The 10,060-nt window shown below is 66.8% G+C and carries 6 protein-coding genes and 2 pseudogenes; 3 read left to right on the forward strand and 5 right to left on the reverse strand.

Translation table 11 applies throughout. The annotated features are described in order from the left end of the window. A partial coding sequence (locus tag AC2VOG_RS07730; protein WP_486939329.1) for a TIGR03560 family F420-dependent LLM class oxidoreductase occupies positions 1-654 on the forward strand: 654 nt, incomplete at its 5' end. Between the two features lie 79 nt (positions 655-733). Here the strand turns inward: AC2VOG_RS07730 and AC2VOG_RS07735 are convergent. From AC2VOG_RS07735 to gltB, 3 genes are all read right to left on the reverse strand, one after another. After that, entirely contained in the window at positions 734-874 is a 141-nt protein-coding gene (locus tag AC2VOG_RS07735; RefSeq protein WP_486939334.1) for a hypothetical protein, read from the reverse strand. Between the two features lie 143 nt (positions 875-1,017). Then, positions 1,018-2,469: a glutamate synthase subunit beta gene (locus tag AC2VOG_RS07740; protein WP_486939330.1), complete on the reverse strand. Its 1,452-nt coding sequence runs from the start codon at positions 2,467-2,469 to the stop codon at positions 1,018-1,020. Continuing rightward, the gene (gene gltB / locus AC2VOG_RS07745) at positions 2,462-7,072 is read right to left on the reverse strand and encodes a glutamate synthase large subunit (protein WP_486939331.1); all 4,611 of its coding nucleotides are present in this window, start codon (positions 7,070-7,072) and stop codon (positions 2,462-2,464) included. The genes AC2VOG_RS07740 and gltB overlap by 8 nt, the downstream gene beginning before the upstream one ends. 705 nt (positions 7,073-7,777) lie before the next feature. Here gltB and AC2VOG_RS07750 point away from each other — a divergent pair. Beyond that, positions 7,778-8,869, forward strand: a complete 1,092-nt coding sequence (locus AC2VOG_RS07750; RefSeq protein WP_486939333.1) for a MinD/ParA family ATP-binding protein — start codon at positions 7,778-7,780, stop codon at positions 8,867-8,869. Here AC2VOG_RS07750 and AC2VOG_RS07755 read toward each other — a convergent pair. After that, positions 8,866-9,351, reverse strand: a pseudogene (locus AC2VOG_RS07755) (RNA polymerase sigma factor SigI); the annotation flags it as partial. The gene AC2VOG_RS07750 and the pseudogene AC2VOG_RS07755 overlap by 4 nt on opposite strands. A gap of 73 nt (positions 9,352-9,424) precedes the next feature. Here AC2VOG_RS07755 and AC2VOG_RS07760 point away from each other — a divergent pair. After that, positions 9,425-9,880: a nitroreductase family deazaflavin-dependent oxidoreductase gene (locus AC2VOG_RS07760; protein ID WP_486939332.1), complete on the forward strand. Its 456-nt coding sequence runs from the start codon at positions 9,425-9,427 to the stop codon at positions 9,878-9,880. On the opposite strand, the pseudogene AC2VOG_RS07765 reads toward AC2VOG_RS07760, so the two are convergent. Continuing rightward, positions 9,877-10,060, reverse strand: a pseudogene (locus AC2VOG_RS07765) (hypothetical protein); the annotation flags it as partial. The gene AC2VOG_RS07760 and the pseudogene AC2VOG_RS07765 overlap by 4 nt on opposite strands.

Here is a 10,060-nt window from a genome sequence, read left to right on the forward strand (position 1 = left end):
CGGCTGCGGCTGGGAACCCTGGTCACCGGCATCCACTACCGCCATCCCGCGGTGCTGGCGAATATGGCTGCCGCTCTTGACATCATCTCCGACGGCCGACTCGAGCTGGGTATCGGCGCCGGCTGGAACGAAGAAGAATCCGGCGCTTACGGCATCGAACTGGGCAGCATCAAGGAGCGCTTCGACCGGTTCGAGGAGGCCTGCGAGGTGCTCACCAGCCTGCTCAGCAATGAGACGACCACCTTCGACGGCGCCTACTACCAGCTCAAGGACGCCCGCAACGAACCCAAAGGTCCGCAGCGGCCCCATCCCCCGATCTGCATCGGCGGCAGTGGCGAGAAGCGCACCCTGCGGATCACCGCCCGCTACGCCCAGCACTGGAACTTCGTAGGCGGCCCACCGGAGATGTTCGCGCACAAGCGCGAGGTGTTGGCGTCGCACTGCGCCGACATCGGTCGCGATCCGAAAGAGATCATGACGTCGGCCCACCTGCGGCTCGAAGATGACCTCGACTACGCGAAAGTCATCGACGACGCCGCCGGCTTGGCCGCCGAAGGGCTGGACCTGGGCATCGTGTACATCCCGCCGCCGCACGACCCGGCGGTGCTGGAGCCGCTGGCCGAGGCGATCCGCGACTCGGGGCTGATGACATAACTGTCAGGTGTCGAAACGGTGACACCGAGCAAACACTCGGGTCGAACTGCGCGACGTCGCTGCGCGGCCCGGAGGGCGGCTAGACGCCGAAGCGCATCAGATCGTCGGCGGTTACCAGACGCTCGAGCCTGGCCGGGAATTCGCGGCTCTTGACTGGATGGCGGAACAATGACCAGGCGATTCGTCCGACCCGGGAGCGGGTCATCGGGTTCATAGACACAGCGCTTACTCCTGCGGTCGATCAGCTCAACCGGACGCCACACCCCGCGTCGCCCGTATCGAACTATTAGACACCCATTGGCTGGCAAATAGTGTAGGACGCGCCGCAGAATTTATCAAATGTTGCGTGTGTGACCAATGCGACTAGCGTTGCGGGGCGGCGGTGGGGACGATCGGCGCCGGGAGGGCGGTCTCACCCATCAGGAACCGGTCCACGGCAGCGGCTGCGGCCCGGCCTTCGGCGATCGCCCAGACGATCAACGACTGGCCGCGACCGGCATCGCCGGCGACGAATACGCCGGGCACCGACGTCTCGAAGTTGGCGGCGCGAGCCACGTTGCCCCGATCGGTGAACTCGACACCCAGGTCGGTCAGCAGACCGGTGCGCTCGGGGCCGACGAAGCCCATCGCCAGCAACACCAGGTCGGCCTCGAGTTCAAAGTCGCTGCCCTCGGCTTTGACGAACGTGCCGTCTTGCATCGTCACCTCGTGCACCTTGAGCGCGGTGACGTGACCGCCGCGGCCGACGAACTCCTCGGTGTTGACCGAGAACACCCGCTCGCCGCCCTCTTCGTGTGCCGAGGACACCCGGAACATCATCGCGTAGGTCGGCCACGGCGTGGACGGCGCGCGGCTCTCCGGCGGGCGGGGCATGATCTCGAACTGGTGGACGCTCTCGGCGAGCTGACGGTGCGCGGTGCCCAGGCAGTCCGCGCCGGTGTCACCACCGCCGATGATGACCACCTTCTTACCCTCGGCGGTGATCGGCGGTTCGTCCAATTCGCCTGCGGCATAACGGTTTCCCCACGGCAGGTACTCCATCGCCTGGTGGATACCGTCCAGCTCGCGACCGGGGATCGGCAGGTCCCGCCAGGCGGTTGCCCCGCCGGCCAGCACCACCGCGTCGAAGTCGGACTTCAACTCATCGACGGAGACGTCGACGCCGACGTTGACGCCGGCGCGAAATTCGGTGCCCTCGGCTTCCATCTGCTCGAGCCGGCGGTCCAGGTGCCGCTTTTCCATCTTGAACTCGGGGATGCCGTAGCGCAGCAGGCCGCCGATCTTGTCTGCGCGCTCGAACACCGTCACCGCATGACCGGCCCGGGTCAGCTGCTGCGCGGCGGCCAGGCCGGCCGGCCCCGAACCCACTACGGCCACCTTCTTGCCGGTGTGCTGGTCGGGCGGCAGCGGGACCACCCAGCCTTCGTCGAAGGCGTTGTCGATGATCTCGACTTCGATCTGCTTGATCGTCACGGCGTCCTGGTTGATGCCCAGCACGCAGGACGACTCACACGGAGCCGGGCAGAGCCGACCGGTGAACTCGGGGAAGTTGTTGGTCGCGTGCAACCGCTCGATGGCATCGCGCCACCGGTCGGTGCGGACTAGATCGTTCCATTCCGGGATCAGGTTGCCCAGTGGACAACCGTTGTGACAAAACGGAATTCCACAGTCCATGCAACGGCTCGCCTGGTGCTGCAAGTTGGTGTGCGGGAAGTCTTCGTAGACCTCGTTCCAGTCTTTGATGCGAAGGTCCACCGGCCGGCGCTTGGGCGTCTCGCGGTGGGTGTACTTGAGGAAACCTCTGGGATCAGGCACTGGCGGCCGCCATGATCGCTTCGTCAGGATCGGTCCCGTTGCGCTCGGCCTCGGCGATCGCGTTGAGCACCCGCTCGTAATCGCGCGGCATCACCTTGACGAAGCGCTTTTGCTCGGCGTCCCAGTCGGCCAGAATCCGCTGGCCCACCGCGGAATCGGTGGCCTCGATGTGCGCCTGCAGCATCCCGTGCAGCCACTCCAGGTCGTCGGCATCGAGCTCTTCGAGCTCGACCATCTCGGCGTTGAGGTTGGCTTCCAATGCGTCCTCGGGGTCGTAGACGTAGGCGATACCGCCGGACATGCCCGCCGCGAAGTTGCGGCCGGTACTGCCCAGGATCGCCACCTTTCCGCCGGTCATGTACTCGCAGCCGTGATCGCCGACGCCTTCGACCACCGCGTGTGCGCCGGAATTGCGCACGGCGAACCGCTCGCCCACCGCGCCGCGCAGGAATGCCTGGCCGCTGGTCGCGCCGAACAGGATGACGTTGCCGCCGATGATGTTGTCCTCGGCCACGTAGTCCGCGGGCGCATCGTCCGGCGGCCGCACCACGACGCGTCCACCGGACAGGCCCTTGCCCACATAGTCGTTGGCGTCGCCGTACACCCGCAGCGTGATCCCGCTGGGCAAGAACGCGCCGAAGCTGTTGCCGGCCGAGCCTTCGAACGTGATGTCGATGGTGCCGTCCGGCAACCCCTGCCCGCCATAGGCTTTGGTCACCTCGTGACCGAGCATGGTGCCGACGGTGCGGTTGACGTTGGCGATGGTGGTGGAGAACTTGACCGGTTTCTTGGAGTCCAGCGCTTCACGGCTCATCACAATCAACTGCTGATCCAGCGCCTTGTCCAAGCCGTGGTCCTGCTTGGAGCTGTTGTACAGATCCTGGTTCATGAACGCCGATTCCGGCTCGTGCAGCACCGGCGACAAGTCGAGCTTGTGCGCCTTCCAGTGCGCGCGGGCCAGCGTGGTGTCCAGTGCGCCAACCTGACCGACGGCCTCGTTGATGGTGCGGAAACCCAACTGCGCCATGTATTCCCGGACCTCTTCGGCGATGAACAAGAAAAAGTTCTCCACGAATTCGGGCTTACCGGCGAAGCGTTGGCGCAGCACCGGGTTTTGGGTGGCCACCCCGACCGGGCAGGTGTCCAGGTGGCAGACCCGCATCATGATGCAGCCGGACACCACCAAAGGTGCTGTGGCGAAACCGAATTCCTCGGCACCAAGCAGAGCCGCGATCATCACGTCGCGGCCCGTCTTGAGCTGGCCGTCGACCTGGACCACGATCCGGTCGCGTAGTCCGTTGAGCAGCAACGTCTGCTGGGTCTCGGCGAGGCCGAGCTCCCACGGCGCGCCGGCGTGCTTCATCGATGTGAGCGGCGTAGCGCCGGTACCGCCGTCGTGGCCGGAGATCAGCACCACGTCGGCGTGCGCCTTGGACACACCGGCGGCGACGGTGCCGACACCGTTCTCCGACACCAGTTTCACGTGAATCCTGGCCTGCGGGTTGGCGTTCTTGAGGTCGTGGATCAGTTGCGCGAGATCCTCGATCGAGTAGATGTCGTGGTGCGGCGGAGGCGAGATCAGGCCGACCCCAGGAGTCGAGTGCCGCACCTCGGCGATCCACGGGTAGACCTTGCCCGCCGGAAGCTGGCCGCCCTCACCGGGTTTGGCGCCCTGGGCCATCTTGATCTGGATGTCCGAGCAGTTGGTCAGGTAGTGCGAGGTGACGCCGAAGCGGGCCGAGGCGACCTGCTTGACTGCGCTGCGGCGCCAGTCGCCGTTGGTTTCACGCTCGAAGCGGGTGACGCTCTCGCCGCCTTCGCCGGAGTTCGACCGGCCACCGAGCCGGTTCATCGCGATGGCCAATGTCTCGTGCGCCTCAGCGGAGATCGAACCGTAGCTCATCGCGCCGGTGGAGAAGCGCTTGACGATCTCGCTGGCGGGCTCGACCTCGTCGAGCGGTACCGGCGGGCGCACCCCGTCACGGAACTTCAGCAGACCGCGCAACGACGCCATCCGCTCGCTCTGATTGTCGACCAGAGCGCTGTACTCCTTGAAGATCTTGTACTGGCCGGTCCGGGTGGAGTGCTGCAGCTTGAACACGGTGTCGGGGTTGAACAGGTGGTATTCGCCCTCGCGGCGCCACTGGTATTCGCCGCCGACCTCGAGTTCGCGGTGCGCCCGCTCGTCGGGGCGATCCAAGAAGGCCAGCGCATGCCGGGTCGCCACGTCGGCGGCGATGTCAGACAGGTTCACGCCGCCGGTGGGGCAGGTCAACCCGGTGAAGTACTCGGCGAGCACGTCCTGGTCGACACCAACGGCCTGGAACAGCTGAGCACCGGTGTAGGAGGCCAGCGTCGAAATGCCCATCTTGGACATCACTTTGAGCACACCCTTGCTGGCGGCCTTGATGTAGTTGTTCAGCGCTGACTCGCGGTCGAGGTCGTCGGCGCCGCTGAAAAGACCCTTGTCGAGCATGACTTCGATCGACTCGAACGCCATGTAGGGGTTGATTGCTGCGGCGCCGAAACCGATCAGCGCGGCCATGTGGTGCACTTCGCGGGCGTCCCCGGTCTCCACGACCAGGCCCACTTTGGTGCGGCTGCGTTCGCGGACCAGGTGGTGGTGTACCGCCGAGACGGCCAGCAGCGACGGGATCGGCGCCAGCGTCTCGTCGGACTCCCGGTCGGACAGAATGATGATCCGCGCCCCATCGGCGATCGCCGCCGACGTCTGCTCCCGCACGTCATCGAGCGCGGTCTTGAGCCCGGCGCCATTCTCGGCGACCGGATACAGACAGCGAATCACCTTGGCACGCAGGCCATGACGGCGCCCGTTGACCTCGACGTCGGGGTCCAGGTTAATCAGCTTGGCCAGTTCGTGGTTACGCAGAATCGGCTGCGGCAGATGAATCTGGCGGCACGACTCGGCGGTCGGGTTGAGCAGGTCGCCCTCCGGGCCGACGGTGCCCTGGATGCTGGTCACCACTTCTTCGCGGATGGCGTCCAACGGTGGGTTGGTCACCTGGGCGAACAACTGCTGGAAGTAGTCGTAGAGCATCCTCGGCCGCTGGGAGAGCACGGCGACAGGCGTATCAGTGCCCATCGAGCCGATCGGCTCGGCGCCGGTGCGCGCCATCGGGGCGACCAACAGGTTGAGCTCCTCGTAGGTGTAGCCGAACACCAACTGCCGCAACACAACCCGATGATGCGGCATCCGAACGTAGTTGCCCTGCGGCAGCTCGTCCAGCGGGATCAGACCCTTGTCGAGCCACTCCTGGTAGGGCTGCTCGGCGGCCAGCTCGGCCTTGATCTCCTCGTCGGAGACGATGCGGCCCTGGGCCATGTCGACCAGGAACATGCGGCCCGGCTGCAGTCGCATGCGCCGCACCACTTTCGACGGCTCGATGTCGAGCACGCCGACCTCGGAGGCCATCACCACCAGGCCGTCGTCGGTGACCCAGATCCGGGACGGGCGCAGGCCGTTGCGGTCGAGCACCGCGCCGACGACGGTGCCGTCGGTGAACGTCATCGACGCCGGTCCGTCCCACGGCTCCATCAAAGAGGCGTGGTACTCGTAAAAGGCCCGTCTGCGCCGGTCCATACTCGGGTGCCGTTCCCAGGCCTCCGGGATCATCATCAGCACCGCGTGCGGCAGGCTGCGGCCACCGAGGTGTAGCAGTTCGAGTGCCTCGTCAAAGCGCGCGGTGTCCGAGGCGCCCGGGGTGCAGATCGGGAACAGCTTGACCGGATTTTCAGCGTCCCCATGGTCACTGAACACGTCGGTCTCGATCAGCGACTCGCGGGCCCGCATCCAGTTCTCGTTGCCGGTGACGGTGTTGATCTCGCCGTTGTGCGCGATGCGCCGGAACGGGTGCGCCAGCGGCCACGACGGAAAGGTGTTGGTGGAGAACCGCGAGTGCACGATGCCCAGCGCGCTGGTCAGCCGCTGGTCCTGCAGGTCGAGGTAGAATGCCTTGAGCTGCGGGGTGGTCAGCATGCCCTTGTAGACGAACGTCTGCCCGGAAAGGCTCGGGAAGTACACGGTCTCGCGACCGGGACCGTCCTGGCCGGGGCCCTTGGTGCCCAACTCGTGCTCGGCCCGCTTACGGATCACGTAGGCGCGGCGCTCCAGCGCCATGCCGTCGGCGCCGCCGATGAAGATCTGCCGGAAGGTGGGCATCGCGTCGCGCGCCAGTGCGCCCAGCGAGGACTCGTCGGTGGGTACGTTGCGCCACCCCAGCACCTGGCAGCCCTCGGCCTCGACGATCTTCTCGACCGCTGCGCATGCCGCGGTGGCGTCCTTGGACGACTGCGGCAAGAACGCGATACCGGTGGCGTAACTCCCGGCCGCGGGCAGGTCGAAGTCCACGACTTCCCGGAAGAACCCGTCGGGAACCTGGATAAGGATTCCCGCCCCGTCACCACTGTGTGGCTCGGCGCCCTGGGCACCCCGGTGCTCGAGATTGACGAGCGCGGTGATCGCCTTGTCGACAATGTCGCGGCTGCGGCGGCCGTGCATGTCGACCACCATGGCCACCCCGCACGAGTCATGCTCGAAAGCGGGGTTGTAGAGCCCCTGAGGGCCCGGGCGGTTGGGCGCCATTCGCACCTACCCCTTCACCAAGATTTCAGCCGCAGCGTTACGAATCGTTCCGTTGGATGCCGCGCCCGTAAGGCTGAGGGTTGGGCCCCTTCGGTCTTGTCGAGGTGCTGCTCGCCGGAACGACGATCCCGGTCGGGAGTATCCGCACGGCGCTGAACGGTGGCCCGGTGACCGGTTTTCGACAAGTCGTAAAACGATATGACAAAACCCGCCTGACATGCCAACTTGGACCATCGTAACGCCTCGCTGCGCGGCGTCGTGCCGGTGCGGCGGCATCGGCATCCGGCAGTGTTCGGTCCTGTTGTGCCGCAGGGCATTTGAGCATCGGCCGAACGACGGTTGCGGGGCCCGGGGATGCCCGGTTTTACGCTGGCCCCGCAGGCGAGTTTGCTGTGATTACGCTCGCTGCGCGGCGGGAGGTGGCGACTGTCTCACAGCGGATACCTCCGGCGGGTGACTCGGGTCACCAAAGGCACTGGCAGAGCGGCCGTGACCGCCGATTCCGGGTTCGGCGGCGCACCCGCTGACCGCTCGACCGGCCGAACGAGGTTCGCCGCCGCAAAGTTGCCCAGGTTTTTTGCGTCACAACCGATCGGAGCCGCTGTGAGCTGCGCAATCAGTGATCGCGGGCGTTGCACCGGCGCCGACGGCTTACGATGCATCCATGCGCTTGAGCGGATCAGAGACATCGATCTCGACGCGCTTATGACCGAGTCCGACGACTTTCTCAGGGACCGCCTACGCGCCGCGCCGCCGAGCGGGCCGCCGATCCCGCCGCCTCGCCCGCATACCGGTAATTTCCGGCCGCCGCCGCGGCCCCCCTTCCCGCCGCAGGCGCCGCCGGCCCAGCCGTCGTGGAGCAGTCTCGACTTCTCGCCGGCAAAACCGGCGCCGCGCAGTGCCGGCCCCCGATACGGCTGGCAGCGCTTGGTCTTCAAGGCCACCTTTGGGCTGGTCAACCTCGGACCCTCGGCCGGGGAGCGTCAAGACGCCGCCTACGAGGCCGCGATCTCGTCGACGTTGCGCGGCAACTACAAGGTCGGGGTACTCGGCAAGGGCGGGGTCGGCAAAACCACCGTCGCCGCCAGCGTCGGGTCGATCTTCGCCGAGCTCCGTCGTCAGGACCGCGTCGTTGCGATCGACGCCGACACCGCGTTCGGGCGACTCGGCAGCCGGATCGACCCGCGCACCCAGGGCTCGTACTGGGAGATCGCCGCCGACCAGAACCTCCGGTCGTTCGCCGACGTGAGCACCCGGGTCGGCAGCAATTCAGCCGGACTCTACGTGCTGGCCGGGGAGCCCACCGCCGGGCCGCGGCGGGTGCTCGATCCCGCGCTGTATCGCGAGGCCACCTCGCGGCTGGACCGTCATTTCACGATCGCGATCATCGACTGCGGCTCCACGATGGACGCCCCGGTGACCCAGGAGGCGCTGAGCGATCTGGATGCGCTGATCGTGGTGTCGTCGCCGTGGGCCGACGGCGCGGGCGCCGCCGCGCAGACGATGGAGTGGCTGGCCGCACATGGACGTACCGGTCTGCTGCGCCGCACGGTGGTGGTCCTCAACGATTCCGACGGCCATTCGGACAAGCGCCACCGCTCAGCACTGGCGAAACAGTTCCTCGAGCGAGGCCAGACGGTGGTCGAGGTGCCGTTCGACCCGCATCTTCGGCCAGGTGGCGTCATCGACGTGCAAAGCGAGCTGGCACGTAACACCCGCCGTACGTTCCTGGCGATCTGCGCGACGGTCGCCGGGTTCTTCGCGACCCGGCCGGAGAGCCCGCGGGAGCCTCGCTAGACGCGCGCCGACGGGTCCGCCGTTGCCTCGATCTTTGTCACCAGGCGATCGCCGATGGTCAGCACGATGACGGCGAACAGCCGTTGCTCGGCGTACGCCAGTAGAACGGGCTGGCCGGCCGGACCGCTCACCACCGTCGCGCCCGGGCCCAGGTAACGCAGTAGGTTGACCGCGACGTTGTGCGGCCCGTGGTTGATCTGTGTTGGCAACGGGCGATCGCCCAGCACGGTGCCGACGCCCCACACCGTCGGGTCCAGCACCGCCGCGAGCGCCTGCAGGTCGCCGTTGGCGCACGCGGTGATGAACTGCTCGGTGACGAGCTGGTGTTCGGTTGCGGGCACCTCGCCCGGCTTCGGTTGGGCGAGGGCGAATTTCGAACGGGCTCTGCGGGCCAGCTGCCGACAGATGCCCGCCGGTCGGCCCACGGTCTCCGCGATCGCGTCGAACGGAACCGCGAACACGTCATGCGAGACGAACGACAAGCCGGCGACACCTTTTGCCCGGTGGGTGTCCGACCACGGTCACCTGTTCACGAAATAGCAAGGGAGACAAAGCATGTCTGATCCACGTCCGCCGCGCTACCTCAAGCCGATGAACAAGCTGATGATGGCGGTGCAGAAGCTCGGCGTGCCGACCGGACCCTCGATGGTGCTGACCTTGCCCGGCCGCAAATCCGGCAAGCCGCGCAGCACGCCTATGACGCCGTTCCAGGTCGACGGTCATCTCTATGTCGTGGCCGGCTACCCCGGTGCGGACTGGGCCGCCAATGCCCGGGCCGCCGGCACCGGCACGCTCAGCAGGGGCCGCCGGTCGCGGCCGGTCCGGATCGTGGAACTAACGGCGGCACAGGCCCGTCCGATACTTCGGGCCTTCCCGGTCGAGGTCCCCGTCGGCGTCATGTTCGCCAAGAGTTCGGGCATGGTCACCGACGGCACGCCCGACGAGTTCGAAGCGCTAGCGGGTCGCCTCTCGGTATTCCGGTTCGACCCGGTCGGATCCGGCCGACGCTAGTTGGTTGATGGTGGTGGTTGGGGTTCGAAGGGGTCGTACCACCACCAGTCGGCGCGTTCGCCGGTGGGTCCGGGATACGGCGGCACCGAGGGTGGGGGTTGGGTTGGTGGGCGTGCCAGCGATCCGGGGTGGAGTTGTTCGCCGTCGTTGTCGGTGACGGTGAGCTGGTCGGCGGGGCCG

It is taken from the genome of Mycobacterium sp. TH-M11 (assembly GCF_057473725.1).